The following is a 16,794-nucleotide window of genomic DNA, read 5'->3' as shown; positions in this document are numbered from 1 at the left end:
ATTAACGACGACCTTCAGCAATGGCGGTAACCGCTTGGATCTCTGCGGCTTCCTGCTCTTGCTGTTCTTGGCGTTCACGAACATCAAGAATCTGATTAGTAATCAGACCTTCTTCGATTTCACGCAGCGCAATTACAGTAACTTTATCGTTTTCTTCTGGAACCAGTGCGTCTTTGCCGCCGGACTGGATTTGACGTGCCCGACGAGCAGCGACCAACACCAGGTCAAAACGGTTACCAATTTTCTCTACAGCGTCTTGAACAGTTACGCGTGCCATAATTCTGCTACTCCACAGGTGACGAAATGACTGGGCATGATACTGAAACTCTGTTCAGTCTGCCAATAATTTGCTGATTAAAGCGTCATGCCGCTGTTTCTGGCGGCCTAAACGCAGGCGTTCTGCACGAATAATGGTTTTCAAATCAGACAATGCCAGATTGAAATCATCATTCACGATTAAATAATCATATTCTGCGTAATGGGTCATCTCCGCGACAGCTTGCGCCATTCGCTTGGCAATAACCTCTTCGCTATCTTGCCCACGGCCACGTAAACGGCGATCCAATTCTTCTTTGGATGGGGGCAAAATAAAAATACTGCGTGCGGTTGGCATTTTTGCACGAATTTGCTGCGCGCCTTGCCAGTCGATATCTAAAAACACATCGACGCCCGTTGCGAGAACCTGCTCAATGGCTAGACGTGAGGTGCCGTAGTAATTTTCAAATACTTTAGCATGCTCAAGAAAAGCATCGTCATCAATCATCTGGCAAAACTCTTCTTTAGACACAAAGAAGTAATGCTCACCGTGATTCTCCCCTGGACGTTTAGCACGTGTGGTATGAGAAATAGAAACCTGCGTGTCGTACAAAGGTTGTGTTTTCAACAAAGCCTGAATCAGGCTTGATTTCCCGGCCCCACTGGGTGCGGAAACTATATATAGCGTGCCTTGAACCATGATGACGTTTCAGTTGATTAGGTTGATTTATAGAAAGCAGAAGTGTGAATCTCCGCACAGTATACACGGCTGCTACGCGTCATGCAGCGTTACAACGCATTTCACCTGAATGTTTTGTCTATAAACAGTTCGATTTTATGTTTTTGCGGGGAGTGTTGCGTAATTTTAGTAAGTTACAGCAAGCGTAAAAGTATTGTTGAGCAGTGCACGCATTTAAATCTTTTCACCTTCGACGAACAGAATATTTCGGGTTTTACTGCCGTAGCCAAGGAGGAGGTGTGGATGAATGTACAAAATTTGAAAATACTTATTCTGTTAATGATGGCGTTTATACATTGGGAGGTTAGGGCTGAAGCTGTCTGTCCTCAATGGCCGCAAAGCAGAATATTGCGTGAAATTAATCTATTGGAACAACAGCTAAATAAGTGGGACGTGGCTTATCACCAGCAAGGGGTTAGTTTGCTGGATGACGATATTTACGATCAATTGCGAGATAAATTGCATCAGTGGCAAACGTGTCGTGGGCGACCAGATAAGGCGAATAACATATTAATTCCGGGTAATGGTTCGTTTCCTCATCCTGTTGCTCATACTGGATTAAAAAAACTTAAAAATGAGGCTGCTCTCGTTGACTGGATGTCTGAGAGAAAAAACCTCTGGGTTCAACCCAAGGTTGACGGTGTTGCTGTTACGTTGGAGTACCGCTTTGGAAAACTGACGCAACTTCTGAGTCGAGGGAATGGCCTGCGAGGTCAGAACTGGACTGATAAAGCGCCATTTATTCCTGCCATCCCACAATATATCGCCATAGCTCCCCCATTGTTGACTCTGCAAGGAGAGCTATTTCTACTAATGGAGAGTCATCAGCAAGCCCAATCCGGCGGGGTCAATGCCAGGGCATCGGTTGCCGGTGCTCTGATGCGTAAATCTTCATCATCTTTGCTAGATAAGCTGGGTATTTATATTTGGGCCTGGCCGGATGGGCCAAAAAATATGGTAGAGAAAACCACGCTATTGAAAGCTATGGGCTTCCCTCTGGTTGTTCAATACAGCAAACCTGTAGCTTCAAGTCAGGATGTCATTCAATGGCGTGATCACTGGTATCAAACACCATTGCCTTTTGTGACCGATGGCATCGTTATCCGCCAAGAGGAAGAACCGGCTGGTCGCTATTGGCAAGCAGCATCAGGAAACTGGTCAGTGGCATGGAAATACCCACCTTCACAGAAAACTACTGAAATCCAGAATGTTCATTTTACTGTCGGCCGCACGGGTAAAATGACGGTGGTTTTACAGGTTTCCCCTGTGAAAATTGATGATAAATGGATTCGACGAGTAAATATTGGGTCTGTTAGCCGTTGGCAACAGTGGAATATTACTGTTGGGGATCAAGTGACTATTGCATTAGCTGGGCAAGGTATTCCTCGGCTGGACAATGTGGTTTGGCGAGTCAGTCAACGGCATGAGATTGACCCACCTGTCGTGAATGATTTCCATCAATTGAGTTGCTTTCGTTTATTGCCTCCTGAGTGTGAACCACAGTTTCTCGCTCGTCTAACATGGCTTAGTGGTGCCAAGGGGCTGGATATGCGAGGTGTGAGTCGTGGGCTTTGGCGTGAGCTTGTCCAGCATGGATTGGTCAGTGATATGGTCGGATGGTTATCACTGAGCACAGAGCAGATTGCATCGGTTCCGGGGGTTGGCCCTGCACGAGCAGAAAAAATGTATCAACAATTTCAGCGAGCAAAGCAGAAGCCCTTTATTCAGTGGTTGCTTGCTTTGGGGTTTCCACAGGGGATACCCGTGGATTCTCAGTGGCAATCTTTACAGCAACGGAGTATTGCAGAGTGGCAGTTGATTTCAGGAATAGGGGCGGTACGAGCAAAACAAATCAATCAGTTCTTACACCACCCCGAGATACATGTGATAGCCGATTTTTTATCGCAACAGGGTATTGTGGGGTTTCAACCCGAAGCGCCATACCCGTGAACTTGGTTTAGTGTTCCGAATGTTCATACTTGAATACGGGTAAACCAAGTCGGAATCTCAATGCCAGCAAGCGCGCACTTAGCCCAGTAACGAGTGTAATGATAATAACCCAGTTGTGTGAGAGTGGCGTGTATTGTAGGGCAATGTAGATCCAGGCTGCGGCAAACGAGATACCTGCATAGATCTCTTTCTGAAATACCAAAGGGATACAGTTGCAGAACATATCACGCAGGACTCCGCCAAAGACCCCAGTTATCACGGCGGCAATGGCGGCAATGATAGTGCTGTGGCCCATATCAAGGGCAATCTGTGCGCCAATAATAGAAAAGACAATCAACCCGATAGCATCAAGTACAAGAAACAAGTGTCGCAAATGCTTCATTAATGGTGCCATCCAGGTAGTCACGATCGCGGCAATTGCAACAATGACAATGTATTCAGGGTGCTTAACCCAGCCAAGTGGATAGTGGCCTAGCAGCATATCTCTGACTGAACCGCCACCAATGGCAGTTGCAGATGCGATGATAATAACACCAAACATGTCCATTTGACGGCGGCCCGCAGCCAGTGCTCCGGTCATGGCTTCAGCTGTGATACCAATAATATAAAGAACACTGAGTAGCATAGTGGGATAAATTTCTTAAGGGCTGCAAAGGCGGCAGAGTAATCACTCAGTGAGAATGTCGCGACTGAGATTTTCTAAGTTATTCATATCGGATTATTTAATCTAATTGAAATATTAATTATCTCACTGATTTTTATAAATAAAAAAATAAAAATGCCTTTATTTGCCATTAGTAAATCTAGAGTGAAAATTAACGTGGCGATATGTCAGCAATGATTCATTTAAATTTAATCGCACACTAGCCACTTTCGGAGTGTAAAAAGAAATAAGCCAATGCAATTTCTATAATCAGCAACTGAAAAATATAATGCAGTTGAATATTTCTACGATCGTGGCTAGCCAGTAAAACTAAGGCTGCAATAGTTATTAATGCCAAGAAAAGTACAGAATTTACAGCATAAGAAATCTGTTATGGCTAAAAATTCGGCCAGCATTTTATCCATAACGGCAGATTTTTTTCATCTGAAATTCAACCTTCTTGAACATATATATTCTATTCATTCTTTAATCGTGTCCTAAATATTCTACGTGTTTAAATTTTTACTGCATTCCCCCTCATTTATCCACTGGGTGACTCACTATTTATCTGCCAGCTTAAGTTGCCGTCATTAAGGCAAATATAGCATTTCCTCAAGGAGGATAAGGCGATAGCACTATCTGTGTTCAACTAACTCATTGGATGGAATATGAATATGATTAATCTGCCTAGCTGCCGACCTTTTACTGAAGCCGGCCATTTATCTCAAATATCGGCTTATTACGAGGAAGGTCGTAATACCATGTGGATGTTACTACGTGCTCATCCGCGCCCCTGTTTTAACCTAGAATTAATTGAAAATATTATGACATTAGTGCAAGCGGCTAAAGAGTCAAATTTGCCCATTGATTTTTGGGTAACAGGCTCAGTGGTGCCCAATATGTTTAATGTAGGGGGGGATTTAAACTTTTTTGCACAAATGATAAAGAATCGTAAGCGTGAGGCACTCATGGCATATGCCCGTGCTTGTGTCGATTGTGTCCATGCGGCCGCACGTGGGTTTGATACAGGGGCGATATCTATTGCGATGATTGAAGGTAGTGCATTGGGGGGAGGATTTGAAGCGGCATTAGCACATCATTTCGTATTGGCGCAGACGACAGCCAGAATGGGGTTTCCAGAGATAGCATTTAATCTATTCCCTGGCATGGGAGGGTATTCTCTGGTTGCCAGAAAGGCGGGCATGAGAGTCGCGGAGCAATTAATTTGGACGGGGGAATCCCATGCTGCGGAATGGTATGAGAGCCGTGGATTAGTGGATAAGTTATTTCAACCGGGTGATGCTTATCTTGCGACTCGCACTTTTATTGACACAATAAAACCTAAACTAAATGGTATGAGGGCGATGGTTCGTGTTCGTCAGCGTGTTTTGCAATTAACGCGTTCTGAGTTGATGGATATTACTGAGGACTGGGTAGATTCAGCATTTGCTATTGAACCAAAAGATATTGCTTATATTGAAAGGTTAGTGATGTTGCAAGACCGGCATACTTCGGCAATGCCAAAAGCAATGTAGCCTTGTACACCTAATCCAGTAAAAGGTGAGGGTGTTGTGTGACCAGCCAATGCTCCAGTTCATCTGCGGGCATTGGTTTGGCGTAAAGAAAACCCTGTTTTTCATCGATACCAATCGCATCCAAAAATGCTTCTTCTTCTTTCGTTTCTACACCTTCGGCAATAACCTGCATTTTAAGCGCTTCTGCGACAACAATAATGGCTCGTACCAGTGACTGTGAAATGGGATTGTTATCAATATGGCGAACAAAGCTTTGGTCCAATTTAATGGCATCGATAGGGATACGAGCTAGTTGAGAAAGTGAGGAATAGCCCGTACCAAAATCATCCAAATGAACTTGAGCACCTAAATTTCTTAGTTGTTTCATTATGTTGATAGCTGCATCTTCATTATCAATTAAGCAACTTTCGGTTAGTTCAACATCCACCAAGCTCTGTTCTAGATGGCTGGCCTCAAGGGACTCAATAAAACTGGTGACGATCGCTTCATCGATTAATTGGCGAGCAGAAACATTCACGGCAACTCGCAGGTTAATTCCGCGTTTCTTCCAATCGACGGCCTGCTGCATTGATGTTTGTAGTACCCATTTTCCTAAAGGCCTAATCAACCCTGATTCTTCTGCATATGAGATAAACTCCAAAGGTGGAATTAAACCTCTTTCTGGGGATAGCCATCGGACTAATGCTTCAACACTGTGCACTTTTCCTGTTTTGGTGGAAATTTTAGGTTGATAAAAGATTTGTAGCTGATGTTGTTCTAAGCCTTTGCGTAAATTGGTATCCAACCAAACGTATTCTGAGACTTTTTTATTCATCTGCTGTGAGAAAATAGAATAGGTTTGTTTTCCATGCTCTTTCGCGGTGTACATTGCGGTATCTGCGCTGCGGATAATATTTTCCAGTGTGTCGCCATGCTCCGGACATAGCGCTATACCAATTGAGCAGCCGGTATAGACTTCGATTAACCCCACTCGGAAAGGTAATTTCATACGGTTGAGGATACGCTGGGTTGTCTTTTCAAGTGCGTTCATTGTGGCGTTTTCGACCAGTACAATAAACTCATCGCCCCCTAATCGGGCAAGCATTTCACTTTCACCCAGACAACTTAAAATAGCCAGCGAGACATCTTTTAGTAATCGATCACCAAACATATGACCATAATGGTCATTCACTTTTTTGAAGTTATCTAGATCAAGGTAAATAATCCCCACCGAGGTATCTTCGCGAGTTTGAATTGCGCTGTTAATACGTTCATGAATTGCATGGCGGTTGGGTAAACCGGTAATCATATCCGTGTTGGCCAAAATTCTGAGGCGTTCTTGAGCACGTCGTTCTTTGGTAATATCAGTACCGGAGCAGATAAGATAGCGTTCATTTTTCCCACTACCACTGTGTACAAACTTATTACGGAATAAGAAAAGGCGCTTACCTTTTACAGTATTAACCCAACGCTCAACTTCGTAAGATGCACCACGCTGGAAAAAGCCTTCAATATTTTTTCGTGATGATGCCCCTTCTTTAGCTGTCATAAACAAGTCGTAGACATTTTTGCCAATAACATCTTGTTCTTTTTTACCGGTATATTCTTCACTAAGATGGTTAAAACGTTGGACGTAACCATCTTTATCGAGAATAACAATAACTGAATTGGCTTCAGAAACAACTTGTTCTGCAAAAGAAAGGCCCATAACTAAATCACGAGCCACAGACTCAGTATCAGCATAAGCAGAAGCCGTTCCACCCCATTCTTTATCATTAATTTTACGGCCAACGAGATGTAAATGGAGAGGGTGGTCATAAATTTGAATTTCAATGTCTAAACTTGCGGTAATACCCGTTAAGCCCCGGATTTTCATTGTTTGAACAGAATTAAGGGGTATTGCAATGTTTGTTGTCTCTTTATTTGCTGATAATTCTAAAGCCTGGCTATCAAAAGCAAGTCGCCAAAATGGACTATGAGTCCCAAAATAAGTGTTAAGGATCGATGTGTCTTGGTCTTCGAACATATGCGATCCCCTAAAAGTGTATACGTGTCTGTTACTTACCTTAGCCAAAAAATTAGACAGCCTTATCCCTGGCTTGCCCAGTCATGATGGTAATTTTGGTCTCAAGAAACCGACCCCATCGATAGTGCCCAACAAATAAAGTATATGTAATTTCTTCATACCTGATCGTTGATAGTAGCGATAATCATATTAAATGCCCTTTCTACTTTTGGGCTGTGATGAAAGTTAAGCATGAAAAAAATAAAAAACACTAATTTTTTATGTTGTTATGCTCATTTAGGTAAAGTCTTAAAAAGGCTACAGCAAAGAAGATGAAGGTTTAACTCGTACAGGTGTTGAGGGAAAGTGCTGTTTTAGCGGGTTTGCAGTAAAGGTATTTAAGTGATGGGTAATCTGGGTATTCTATTTTGAATAAACATAAGAATACCCAAGACAAGTCATTATCAGGATTTTTCAGCGATTTTCTTCAGGTATTCATTGTTTTTGAAGGCGATCATAATCATCTCAAAACAAATACGAGAAGAAAGACCGCCAGCAATAATGCTGAAAAAGCCCGCGATGATACTAGTCTGTACCATTACAAATACGCCAGAGATAATGATAAGTACCAGTAAAACCCAATATAAACCGGTGAGAATTTTTGGTGTCAGCAGCGCATCAAAAAAAAGTACGTTCTTAAGCATGACAAGTTCCTTTTTATTTAAACGTTAAATTTCCGGCAGCGATTATGCATTAGCTTTAAATGGCTGACTATACGTTTACCCATACAAATGCTATGGGAATGAAATAATAGGACATTTCTCGTACTTTCCTTTATTAAGTAATAAATTTACTTAAAGTTAAGTACTACTCCGACCCCCACCTCTTCTATATTAGCCGCACTTGCCAGTGCTATTTTGGCTTTGAGATCGGTACAGTGACAGGGATATAACGCTTCAGCATTAAGTTGTTGGAAATAGTGAGATGTTCTGTTGAGAATAGATGTTTCTGTATTTAATAAATGAAATCCACCAATAACAGCTCGAACTCGTTTATCACCTGTTATTTTAATAGCATAATCGACAATATTGCAGATGCCAGAATGAGAACAACCGGTGATAATCACAATTCCCGTTGGGCTGGTATAAACTATTGCGCTGTCATCTAGGACAAAATCATCAATTTCATGACCACAACAATCGACTGTTTTCCCAATAGGATATCGCCCTTCAAAATTGTTATTGCGCTCAATCTCACCTAAAAAAAGTAAGTTATCAGTAAGATGGTAAACACCCTTTTGGTTAACCCGCTCGAAAAATGTTGGGTAGCTATCCGCCGGTAAATTAGCACCTATTGATTTATCTTCATGGTATTTAGGTTGAAAAGCATTTGGGTGGGCTACAAGCTTTATTTTCTTGGTACTAGGGTGGTTTATCCGATCAAGATATTGCGCAAGATGAGTTAAGCCCCAAGTGTGATCATTATGGCCATGAGAGATAATTACACTATCAATTTTACTAACATCAATGCCTAAAATCGCCGCATTGTGTAAAAAGACGTCAGAGTAGCCCGTATCAAAAAGAAATGTTTTTCCATCAATTCGAAGGTGATAACAGACACCGGGTTCAGCGGTAAGATATTTATCTATCAGAGTATTGTTATCAACCAAGACGGTTAACTGCATATCTTTTTCCTTGTTGACTCGTATTATCCAATCTTGTGGCTATTTTCGACTATCGAAAAGTAATTTACAGGCTAATCCAGCAAAAACTCCACTCAGCAAATAGTTAGGCCAGCGAGCTGAGTATGCTCTGGTATTAAAATGATTGCGCATATGACTGACCAGTAAGATTAAGCCACCATTAATCACTAAACCTATGGCATTGAGGATGGTAGCCAATAACAACATCTGCATAATAACTGAACCTGATTGCGGGGTGATAAATTGTGGGAATAGCGCTAAGACGAACAACGCCATTTTAGGATTCAGTAAATTAGTAAATAGCCCTTGTCGGAATGCCTTATGCACGGGAGCGGATTGTTGTATTGCTTTACCTGCCGAGTGACGAGAAGACGCTAATGTTTTCCATGCCAGATAAAGTAAATAACACGCACCGAGCATTCGTACTGCATCATAAGCTAAGGGAACGACGACAAAAAGTTGTGAAAGCCCTAATGCTGCAGCCAAGGTATGGCAATAGGTGCCCAGTTGAATACCTGCTAATGAGGCAAAACCTGAGGCTCGTCCTTGGCTGATACTGCGCGATGTGATTAGCAACATATCCGGCCCAGGTGTTGCTGCAAGAGCAATACAAGCCCCGGAAAACAGCAGTAAAGTGGATGTAGCAATCATAATTTCTCTATAGGAGTGGCTGAAAAAGAGTGGTAATGGATTTTATTTGTTCAACATACTCCAGATGACAGAGAGAAAACAGTATATGCACTTTATTGTTTGAAATCAGCCGAGGGCTTGTTGAACACGTGATAAGTCGGTGATAATTATCCTATACCGAAGAGTCACGTAAGTTTGAGGGACGAATGATAAGAAGAGCGATACCTGCGGATATCCCCCGTTTAATCGACATTTGGGAAAGTGCGGTGAGAAAAACGCATCTATTCTTAACTGAAGCAGATATTCAATTTTATTTGCCACAAGTACGGGATATCTATCTACCCGCTTTAGAGGTTTGGCTATTTGAAAATACTGAGGGAACTGTTGGGTTAATTGGTCTTGATGGACGTAAAGTTGAAATGCTGTTTGTTGATCCTGCCCTTCACAGTAGAGGTATTGGTAAAGCTTTATTGGCTCATGCACAACACTTAAAGGGAAAGTTAAGCGTTGATGTTAATGAACAAAACCCTGCCGCATTGGCTTTTTATCTGCATTGTGGATTTGTAAAAATCGGGCGTTCTGAATTAGACGGTCAGGGGAAACCTTTCCCATTGATTCATTTGGCACAGCCAGAATAATAAAACCTCCAGATTTATCTGGGGAAAGTTTATGTGGGTTTCAGGTACAGTTTCTTCACTCGTAAATATCGTACTTGCCAAATAATCGATTACGGCAAAGGTATGGTCGATCAAGGCTGGGGTGCATTATTTATCGGAATTGGATGTGAATGATTGCGGTAGTAGCACCTTGGATTAGGTTGAGGCGAAAATCGCAAAAAAGATGCAAGAAATGAATGTATCAAGGTACAAACTCATCAGTGCTCGCATGGGCAATAAAGTGATGATGAACTCTAAAGTATATAAATAAGTAGCCCCATAAGATAACCGACATAACATGTTGTGGTGATATAATATGGATGCCATAAAAAAAGCCATTATTTACAATGGCTTTTTTAAATCTAGGGCGATTAAACACGGCTTGATATATTATTCGATATTTTGAATCTGTTCGCGCATTTGCTCGATAAGCACTTTCAGCTCAATAGCTGAGTTGGTGACTTCAGCATTAATAGATTTTGATGCCAGAGTATTCGACTCGCGGTTGAACTCCTGCATCATAAAATCAAGGCGACGGCCAACAGCTTCTTTCTTCTTCAGAATATTGTGTGTTTCTTTGACATGCGCTTCCAGACGATCCAGCTCCTCAGCCACATCGACACGCTGTGCCATCAGCACCAATTCTTGTTCTAGGCGGGTATTTTCTAACTGAACTTGCGCTTCTTCGAGCTTGTTCAGCAGTCGCTCACGCTGCCATTGCAAGATATTAGGCATGTGCGCACGAACTTTAACCACTTCTGCACTCACACCGTCGAGACGTTGCTCGATAAGGGCTTTCAGGGCGGCACCTTCGGTTTCGCGAGAAATGATAAAGTCATCAAGTACCACATCCAGCGCCTGCATCAGCTCAGTGCTGATAGCATCCAAATCTTGCTCTTCTGCGGCCATGACTCCCGGCCAACGCAAAATATCAACTGGATTGATTTCACCTTCGTCACTTTGCATTTTGACCCAATTACCGGCTTCAACTAATTGTTTCGCCAATTTTTCATTCAGGATCAAAGAGCTTTGTGCGCTGGCATCAAGTTCAAAACGCAAATTGCACTCAATTTTACCGCGCGTCAAGCGGCCACGGATGCGCTCGCGGATGACAGGTTCTAGGCTGCGGAACTGTTCTGGTAAGCGAATATAAGTTTCTAAGTAGCGTTGGTTAACGGAACGCAGCTCCCAGGCTGCGCTGCCCCATTCGCCCTTAATATCACGCCGGGCGTAGGCGGTCATGCTGCGGATCATTGTTGCGTACCCGTTTTAAAGAAAAGATGCAGGGATTATAGCCTCCGGGGCGCAGGCAGGATAGGCATTACATCACTAAGGCCGTATAATGCGCGACCAATATCGATTTAAAGCCGGAGAAAACCCATGCGCCCAGCAGGCCGAGCAGCACAACAAGTCCGCCCATTGACCCTGACCCGTAATTACACGAAACACGCTGAAGGTTCAGTATTGGTTGAATTTGGCGATACCAAAGTATTGTGCACCGCCACGGTCGAAGAGGGGGTTCCGCGCTTTCTGAAAGGCCAAGGTCAAGGCTGGATAACAGCTGAATATGGTATGTTGCCACGCTCCACCCATAGCCGTAATGCCCGCGAAGCCGCCAAAGGTAAGCAAGGTGGCCGCACTTTAGAAATTCAACGCTTGATTGCTCGCTCTTTGCGTGCGGCCGTTGATTTGAAGAAACTGGGTGAGTTCACTATCACTTTAGACTGTGATGTTTTGCAGGCTGACGGTGGCACACGTACTGCCTCAATCAGTGGTGCTTGTGTAGCGTTGGCTGATGCACTGAATAGTTTGGTGGCTGGCGGTAAATTGAAGGCTAACCCGATGAAAGGGCTGGTAGCCGCAGTTTCTGTTGGTATCGTTAATGGCGAAGCGCTCTGCGATTTGGAATATGTCGAGGATTCTGCAGCAGAAACCGACATGAATGTCGTCATGATGGAAGATGGCCGAATGATCGAGGTGCAAGGCACCGCTGAAGGCGAACCGTTCAGCCATGAAGAGTTACTGGCGTTGCTGGATTTGGCCCGAGGAGGGATAGAAACTATCTTCCAGGCGCAGAAAGCGGCGTTAGCAGAATAAATGATTGAGGCGACTTGGTAGTCGCCTTTTTTTTGCCTGCTAACGCAGATTCAGCGCGTTGATACACGTATCGTGATGAATCAGGTTGGCGGTGTACCCAATAACTAAACAAAGTGATTAACGAAAGCGGTCACAATCTGGAGAGGAGAAGTACCAATGAAAGCCTATCAGCGCGAGTTTATCGAGTTTGCGCTTAACAAGCAGGTGTTGAAGTTTGGCGAGTTTACCCTGAAGTCAGGGCGAATTAGCCCCTATTTCTTTAATGCAGGGTTGTTTAATACCGGGCTTGATCTGGCAAAACTCGGGCGCTTTTATGCTGCAGCATTAATGGATTGTGGTGTCGAATTCGATCTCTTATTCGGGCCAGCTTATAAAGGTATTCCGATTGCGACTACCACCGCAGTTGCTTTGGCGGAACATCATAAGCGCGATGTACCTTACTGCTTTAACCGTAAAGAGGCCAAAGATCACGGTGAAGGTGGCAGTTTGGTGGGCAGTCCGTTGCAAGGTCGGGTCATGCTGGTGGATGATGTGATAACTGCGGGAACTGCAATTCGTGAATCCATGGAGATTATCAATGCACATGGCGCGACTTTGGCGGGGGTGATGATTTCACTGGATCGCCAGGAACGTGGGCGTGGTGAAATTTCTGCAATTCAGGAAGTTGAGCGCGATTATCACTGCCAAGTGATTTCTATTGTGACCCTGAAAGATGTCATCAGTTATCTGGAAGAGAAACCTGAAATGGCTGATCATTTGGTGGCGGTACGTCAGTATCGTCAAAAATACGGCATCTAAGGCTTCTTTAACCAAAAAGGGCCAAATGGCCCTTTTACATTGTTTCTAACCGGCGCTGACCTCAGTTTATTGTAACTGAGCCACAATCAGTGGCCAGCGGGCATCAAACTCTTGTGTTGGTCGGTAACGAAATTCTGAACGAACAAAGCGCGATAGCATCCCTTCACAAAATGCCAGTAGCTGAGTTGCCAGCAGGGCTTCGTCATGGATAAAACCTTGCCCATCACGCAGCTTTTTCTCGCGAAGCACTTGACGCAACTGCACTTCAATACGTTCAAACAACTGGTTAATTCGCCCTTGCAAGCGGTCTTGCTCAAACATCAGTGCATGCCCGGTCATAATTCGGGTTAGCCCTGGGTTGCGTTCTGCAAAGCCTAATATCAACAACAAGATAAGCCGGAGGCGGTTAAACGTCTCTTTTTCATCTTGTAGAATCAAATTAATGCGGGACATCAGACTGTCTTCAATAAACTCGATTAGGCTATCAAACATCCGCGTTTTACTGGGGAAATGCCGATAAAGCGCTGCTTCAGAAACCCCCACATTCGCGGCGAGTTTGGCGGTAGTAATGCGTTGGCTGCCATCGCTGGATTCCAGCATCTGCGCTAAAGCCTGCAAAATTTCCTCGCGCCTATTCCTTTTCGTATTTTCTTTTTCTGCCATGTCCGAGTAGACCCTTGCTAAAAATAACTTAATAACAAAAACCCAAATACCGGCCGCTCTGGGGTCAGGCCCCGGCGGCTTATGTGATAGCTTTTTTACGATATTGAGGTCTAGGGTAGGTTATTGGCGCCCAGAATGACCAAAACCACCGGTACCACGTTCACTCAGGTCAAAATCTTCAACCAGATTGAATTCTGCTTGAACAACGGGAACGAACACCATCTGTGCAATACGTTCACCAGGTTCGATAGTGAAAGGTTGTTGACCACGGTTCCAGACGGAGACCATCAACTGACCTTGATAATCAGAGTCAATAAGCCCGACCAGATTACCTAATACCACGCCGTGTTTATGCCCAAGCCCTGAACGTGGCAAAATGACTGCTGCCAGCGCGCTATCGCCGATATGAATTGCCAAGCCAGTCGGCAACAAGGTTGTTTGCCCCGGCAGTAAATCTACTGCTTCGCTCAGACAAGCACGCAAATCCAGACCGGCAGAGCCTTCTGTCGCATAAGTTGGTAAAGGAAATTCATTGCCAACACGTGGATCCAGAATTTTAATGTCGATTTTTTTCATCATAACGGCTGACAATCTCGTCTATTAAATACTGACTGAGGAGCTGCTTATCGCAAAGCGGTAAACGTTTCTCGCCAGTCGGCCAAAAAAGGTGCAAGGCATTAGTATCACTGTTAAAACCATGCTCTGCGAGCGATACATCATTAGCGCAAATAAGGTCTAGTTTCTTTCGTGCCAATTTCTGTCGCGCGTATTCTTCCACATTCTGGGTTTCGGCAGCAAATCCTACAACAAAAGGACGATTTTTAGCCATCGCAGCAACCCCTGCGACAATATCGGGGTTTTTCACTAACTTAAGGGTAATTTCATCACCCTGCTTTTTTATTTTCTCGTCAGAAACCTGCTCGGCACGGTAATCCGCTACCGCAGCACAAGAAATAAAAATATTCTGCTGGGCGACCAAGTTCTGGACGGTCTGTTGCATCTCAAGCGCACTGACAACATCAATGCGCTTAACACCTGCGGGCGTTGGCAGTGTTACAGGCCCAGCAACCAGAGTCACATTTGCGCCTCGGGCGGCGGCGGCCTGAGCAATCGCGAAGCCCATCTTGCCTGAACTTTGGTTGCTGATAAAGCGCACCGGATCAAGTGCTTCTCGTGTTGGTCCGGCAGTAATCATGACACTCAAATGTTGCAGATCTTGCTTAGCAGAAAAATAATCTTGTGCCAGTGCGACAATTTCCAATGGGTCTAGCATTCTGCCTGGGCCAACATCGCCACACGCCTGGCTGCCGCTGTCCGGCCCCCACAGTAACATTCCACGGTTGGCGAGGGTCTGTAGGTTCGCTTGCGTTGCTGATGCTCGGTACATCTGCTGATTCATGGCCGGTACGGCGGCAATAGGTGCGGATGTTGCAAGACAAACTGTGGTCAGCAGGTCATTTGCCATGCCAGCTGCCACTCTAGCTAGTAAATCGGCGGTGGCTGGGGCCATAATCACCAAATCAGCCCATTTACCCAGCTCAATGTGGCCCATGGCCGCTTCTGCCGCAGGATCGAGTAAATCATCGGAGACGGGATACCCCGAGACTGCCTGCAACGTGAGTGGCGTAATAAACGCTTTGGCGGCGCTAGTCATCACCACACGCACTTCTGCACCTCTGTCACGCAAGCGGCGTACCAGCTCAGGAGATTTATACGCGGCAATGCCCCCGCTAATCCCGAGCACAATATGTTTGCCGGAAAGTCCCGTCATCATGATTGTCCGAATGAAAGCTGTAAGAGGCGATATTTTAGCATAACCATAGTGGAGATTAGCTATCAGGGCATCTCCTGATGCCATCAATCATCAAATTTGCGAGACGCTACGCATGCTGATAACCACAAGGTCGTCAGCCACAACGCCTTCAGGCATGCTGCTCGCGCTGCTTAGGGATAACAGGAGCCAAGGAATGGATGAGTGGAACGGGTCGTTGGCCCCAAGGGAGAAATTACTGAAATATGGAGCTGCCGTACTAACTGATGCCGAGTTGCTCGCTATTTTTCTGCGCACCGGTATTCCGGGCATGCATGTCATAAAAATGGCTGAATATCTGATTGAAGAATTTGGTTCGCTGCATGGGCTGCTATCGGCAGATTATTCAGCATTGTGTGCAAAAAAAGGGATTGGCGTTTCGAAATATAGCCAGATCCAGGCCATTGCAGAACTGGCCGGTCGCTGTTTTTCATCTCATCTTATGCGGGAAAGTGTTCTGCTCAATCCCGATATTACTCAAAAATTTCTGCAAAATATTCTTTCGCACCGTGAGCGTGAAATTTTTTTAGTCATGTTTTTAGATAACCAGCATCGTGTTATTCGCCATGAGGAGATGTTTACTGGTACCATCAGCAGCGTAGAAGTCCATCCGAGGGAAATTGTGCGTGCAGCGCTGAAGGTTAATGCCGCCGCGCTAATTCTGGCGCATAATCACCCTTCGGGTAAGGCTGAACCGAGCCAAGCCGACCGTTTGATGACTACGCAGGTCGTAAAAGCCTGCTCATTATTAGATATTCGAGTGCTCGATCATTTGGTGGTTGGACGGGGTGAATGTGTCTCATTTGCCGAACGCGGATGGCTTTAGCGAAAGAATAATTGATCCTTTCGGGATCTTTAGCTGTTCGGGACTTGAGCACTTACGCTTCAGAGCGTATACTACGCCACCTTTGAGAATCTTGGGTTTGGCGTGAAGAGCCTATCTCAGCAGGTTTATAGCCTGGTGACAGGGGTTTCTGACCTGATGACAGTGAGTCTTCTCAGTGAATTTGCTGAGATGGGCTCTAAAGCCTGACGAGGCGGCCAAATCCTATACGAAGCTCGAGCTGATTTGATTTTTGGAGAATAGACATGTCCCGAGTCTGCCAAGTTACTGGCAAGCGCCCGGTGAGCGGTAACAACCGTTCCCACGCAATGAACGCGACCAAACGCCGTTTTCTGCCGAACCTTCACTCTCACCGTTTTTGGGTTGAGGGCGAGAAGCGCTTTGTAACTCTGCGCGTATCTGCTAAAGGTATGCGTGTTATTGATAAGAAGGGTATCGAAACGGTCTTGGCCGAAATTCGCGCCCGCGGTGAGAAGTATTAAGGAACT

At 44.7% G+C, this 16,794-nt stretch carries 18 protein-coding genes and 1 pseudogene; 7 read left to right on the top strand and 12 right to left on the bottom strand.

Annotation, left to right across the window (positions count from 1 at the left end; genetic code table 11):
* Nucleotide 1: 1 nt before the first annotated feature.
* Both rpoZ and gmk read right to left on the bottom strand, forming a co-directional pair.
* Nucleotides 2-277, bottom strand: coding sequence for a DNA-directed RNA polymerase subunit omega (gene rpoZ, locus ACIOG0_RS21550; RefSeq protein ID WP_004392061.1), 276 nt, complete (start codon nt 275-277; stop codon nt 2-4).
* 54 nt (nt 278-331) lie between these two features.
* Nucleotides 332-955 (bottom strand): guanylate kinase, encoded by a 624-nt coding sequence (gene gmk, locus ACIOG0_RS21545; RefSeq protein ID WP_050101114.1) that lies wholly within the window; start codon nt 953-955, stop codon nt 332-334.
* Between the two features lie 282 nt (nt 956-1,237).
* On the opposite strand from gmk, the gene ligB reads away from it, so the two are divergent.
* Nucleotides 1,238-2,944: an NAD-dependent DNA ligase LigB gene (ligB, locus tag ACIOG0_RS21540; protein WP_128451821.1), complete on the top strand. Its 1,707-nt coding sequence runs from the start codon at nt 1,238-1,240 to the stop codon at nt 2,942-2,944.
* A 7-nt stretch (nt 2,945-2,951) separates the two neighbouring features.
* Here ligB and ACIOG0_RS21535 read toward each other — a convergent pair whose 3' ends face one another.
* Both ACIOG0_RS21535 and ACIOG0_RS21530 read right to left on the bottom strand, forming a co-directional pair.
* A complete protein-coding gene (locus tag ACIOG0_RS21535) occupies nt 2,952-3,569 on the bottom strand; it encodes a trimeric intracellular cation channel family protein (protein ID WP_050101112.1) in 618 nt (205 codons plus the stop codon).
* Between the two features lie 241 nt (nt 3,570-3,810).
* Nucleotides 3,811-3,945, bottom strand: a pseudogene (locus tag ACIOG0_RS21530) (Na+ dependent nucleoside transporter N-terminal domain-containing protein); the annotation flags it as partial.
* A gap of 310 nt (nt 3,946-4,255) precedes the next feature.
* On the opposite strand from ACIOG0_RS21530, the gene ACIOG0_RS21525 reads away from it, so the two are divergent.
* Complete coding sequence (locus ACIOG0_RS21525; protein ID WP_050101111.1) at nt 4,256-5,122, top strand: crotonase/enoyl-CoA hydratase family protein; 867 nt, start codon at nt 4,256-4,258, stop codon at nt 5,120-5,122.
* 10 nt (nt 5,123-5,132) lie between these two features.
* Here ACIOG0_RS21525 and pdeR read toward each other — a convergent pair whose 3' ends face one another.
* From pdeR to ACIOG0_RS21505, 4 genes are all read right to left on the bottom strand, one after another.
* Entirely contained in the window at nt 5,133-7,127 is a 1,995-nt protein-coding gene (gene pdeR, locus ACIOG0_RS21520; protein WP_050101110.1) for a cyclic di-GMP phosphodiesterase, read from the bottom strand.
* Nucleotides 7,128-7,570: 443 nt separating this feature from the next.
* A complete protein-coding gene (locus tag ACIOG0_RS21515; RefSeq protein WP_050101109.1) occupies nt 7,571-7,810 on the bottom strand; it encodes a DUF4282 domain-containing protein in 240 nt (79 codons plus the stop codon).
* Between the two features lie 146 nt (nt 7,811-7,956).
* Nucleotides 7,957-8,790 carry an MBL fold metallo-hydrolase gene (locus ACIOG0_RS21510; protein WP_050101108.1) on the bottom strand — a complete coding sequence of 278 codons (834 nt, stop codon included), beginning with the start codon at nt 8,788-8,790 and terminating at the stop codon, nt 7,957-7,959.
* A 39-nt stretch (nt 8,791-8,829) separates the two neighbouring features.
* Complete coding sequence (locus ACIOG0_RS21505; protein WP_050101107.1) at nt 8,830-9,459, bottom strand: LysE family translocator; 630 nt, start codon at nt 9,457-9,459, stop codon at nt 8,830-8,832.
* A 185-nt stretch (nt 9,460-9,644) separates the two neighbouring features.
* Between ACIOG0_RS21505 and ACIOG0_RS21500 the strand changes: the two genes are divergently transcribed.
* Complete coding sequence (locus tag ACIOG0_RS21500; protein ID WP_050101106.1) at nt 9,645-10,076, top strand: GNAT family N-acetyltransferase; 432 nt, start codon at nt 9,645-9,647, stop codon at nt 10,074-10,076.
* Between the two features lie 408 nt (nt 10,077-10,484).
* Here ACIOG0_RS21500 and ACIOG0_RS21495 read toward each other — a convergent pair whose 3' ends face one another.
* Nucleotides 10,485-11,348: a YicC/YloC family endoribonuclease gene (locus ACIOG0_RS21495; protein ID WP_050101105.1), complete on the bottom strand. Its 864-nt coding sequence runs from the start codon at nt 11,346-11,348 to the stop codon at nt 10,485-10,487.
* A 126-nt stretch (nt 11,349-11,474) separates the two neighbouring features.
* Between ACIOG0_RS21495 and rph the strand changes: the two genes are divergently transcribed.
* Both rph and pyrE read left to right on the top strand, forming a co-directional pair.
* Nucleotides 11,475-12,191 carry a ribonuclease PH gene (gene rph / locus ACIOG0_RS21490; protein WP_050101104.1) on the top strand — a complete coding sequence of 239 codons (717 nt, stop codon included), beginning with the start codon at nt 11,475-11,477 and terminating at the stop codon, nt 12,189-12,191.
* A gap of 156 nt (nt 12,192-12,347) precedes the next feature.
* The gene (gene pyrE, locus ACIOG0_RS21485; RefSeq protein WP_050141067.1) at nt 12,348-12,989 is read left to right on the top strand and encodes an orotate phosphoribosyltransferase; all 642 of its coding nucleotides are present in this window, start codon (nt 12,348-12,350) and stop codon (nt 12,987-12,989) included.
* Nucleotides 12,990-13,055: 66 nt separating this feature from the next.
* Here the strand turns inward: pyrE and slmA are convergent, their stop codons facing one another.
* The 3 genes from slmA to coaBC form a co-directional block, all read right to left on the bottom strand.
* A complete protein-coding gene (slmA, locus tag ACIOG0_RS21480) occupies nt 13,056-13,652 on the bottom strand; it encodes a nucleoid occlusion factor SlmA (protein ID WP_004710465.1) in 597 nt (198 codons plus the stop codon).
* Between the two features lie 120 nt (nt 13,653-13,772).
* Nucleotides 13,773-14,231 carry a dUTP diphosphatase gene (gene dut, locus ACIOG0_RS21475; protein WP_050101102.1) on the bottom strand — a complete coding sequence of 153 codons (459 nt, stop codon included), beginning with the start codon at nt 14,229-14,231 and terminating at the stop codon, nt 13,773-13,775.
* The gene (gene coaBC / locus ACIOG0_RS21470) at nt 14,209-15,426 is read right to left on the bottom strand and encodes a bifunctional phosphopantothenoylcysteine decarboxylase/phosphopantothenate--cysteine ligase CoaBC (RefSeq protein WP_050141068.1); all 1,218 of its coding nucleotides are present in this window, start codon (nt 15,424-15,426) and stop codon (nt 14,209-14,211) included. The genes dut and coaBC overlap by 23 nt, the downstream gene beginning before the upstream one ends.
* A gap of 193 nt (nt 15,427-15,619) precedes the next feature.
* Between coaBC and radC the strand changes: the two genes are divergently transcribed.
* Nucleotides 15,620-16,288 carry a RadC family protein gene (gene radC / locus ACIOG0_RS21465; RefSeq protein ID WP_050101100.1) on the top strand — a complete coding sequence of 223 codons (669 nt, stop codon included), beginning with the start codon at nt 15,620-15,622 and terminating at the stop codon, nt 16,286-16,288.
* A 263-nt stretch (nt 16,289-16,551) separates the two neighbouring features.
* Nucleotides 16,552-16,788 carry a 50S ribosomal protein L28 gene (gene rpmB / locus ACIOG0_RS21460; RefSeq protein ID WP_005164747.1) on the top strand — a complete coding sequence of 79 codons (237 nt, stop codon included), beginning with the start codon at nt 16,552-16,554 and terminating at the stop codon, nt 16,786-16,788.
* Nucleotides 16,789-16,794 lie beyond the last annotated feature (6 nt).

The organism is Yersinia vastinensis, from assembly GCF_044905075.1.
Classification (GTDB): Bacteria; Pseudomonadota; Gammaproteobacteria; order Enterobacterales; family Enterobacteriaceae; genus Yersinia; species Yersinia vastinensis.
This window is presented reverse-complemented; position numbering and strand designations above follow the sequence as displayed.

Coding starts and splice junctions, on each gene's coding strand:
- rpoZ (WP_004392061.1), bottom strand. CDS start 277: ATGGCACGCGTAACTGTTCAAGACGCTGTAGAGAAAATTGGTAACCGT.
- gmk (WP_050101114.1), bottom strand. CDS start 955: ATGGTTCAAGGCACGCTATATATAGTTTCCGCACCCAGTGGGGCCGGG.
- ligB (WP_128451821.1), top strand. CDS start 1,238: ATGAATGTACAAAATTTGAAAATACTTATTCTGTTAATGATGGCGTTT.
- ACIOG0_RS21535 (WP_050101112.1), bottom strand. CDS start 3,569: ATGCTACTCAGTGTTCTTTATATTATTGGTATCACAGCTGAAGCCATG.
- ACIOG0_RS21525 (WP_050101111.1), top strand. CDS start 4,256: ATGAATATGATTAATCTGCCTAGCTGCCGACCTTTTACTGAAGCCGGC.
- pdeR (WP_050101110.1), bottom strand. CDS start 7,127: ATGTTCGAAGACCAAGACACATCGATCCTTAACACTTATTTTGGGACT.
- ACIOG0_RS21515 (WP_050101109.1), bottom strand. CDS start 7,810: ATGCTTAAGAACGTACTTTTTTTTGATGCGCTGCTGACACCAAAAATT.
- ACIOG0_RS21510 (WP_050101108.1), bottom strand. CDS start 8,790: ATGCAGTTAACCGTCTTGGTTGATAACAATACTCTGATAGATAAATAT.
- ACIOG0_RS21505 (WP_050101107.1), bottom strand. CDS start 9,459: ATGATTGCTACATCCACTTTACTGCTGTTTTCCGGGGCTTGTATTGCT.
- ACIOG0_RS21500 (WP_050101106.1), top strand. CDS start 9,645: ATGATAAGAAGAGCGATACCTGCGGATATCCCCCGTTTAATCGACATT.
- ACIOG0_RS21495 (WP_050101105.1), bottom strand. CDS start 11,348: ATGATCCGCAGCATGACCGCCTACGCCCGGCGTGATATTAAGGGCGAA.
- rph (WP_050101104.1), top strand. CDS start 11,475: ATGCGCCCAGCAGGCCGAGCAGCACAACAAGTCCGCCCATTGACCCTG.
- pyrE (WP_050141067.1), top strand. CDS start 12,348: ATGAAAGCCTATCAGCGCGAGTTTATCGAGTTTGCGCTTAACAAGCAG.
- slmA (WP_004710465.1), bottom strand. CDS start 13,652: ATGGCAGAAAAAGAAAATACGAAAAGGAATAGGCGCGAGGAAATTTTG.
- dut (WP_050101102.1), bottom strand. CDS start 14,231: ATGATGAAAAAAATCGACATTAAAATTCTGGATCCACGTGTTGGCAAT.
- coaBC (WP_050141068.1), bottom strand. CDS start 15,426: ATGATGACGGGACTTTCCGGCAAACATATTGTGCTCGGGATTAGCGGG.
- radC (WP_050101100.1), top strand. CDS start 15,620: ATGGATGAGTGGAACGGGTCGTTGGCCCCAAGGGAGAAATTACTGAAA.
- rpmB (WP_005164747.1), top strand. CDS start 16,552: ATGTCCCGAGTCTGCCAAGTTACTGGCAAGCGCCCGGTGAGCGGTAAC.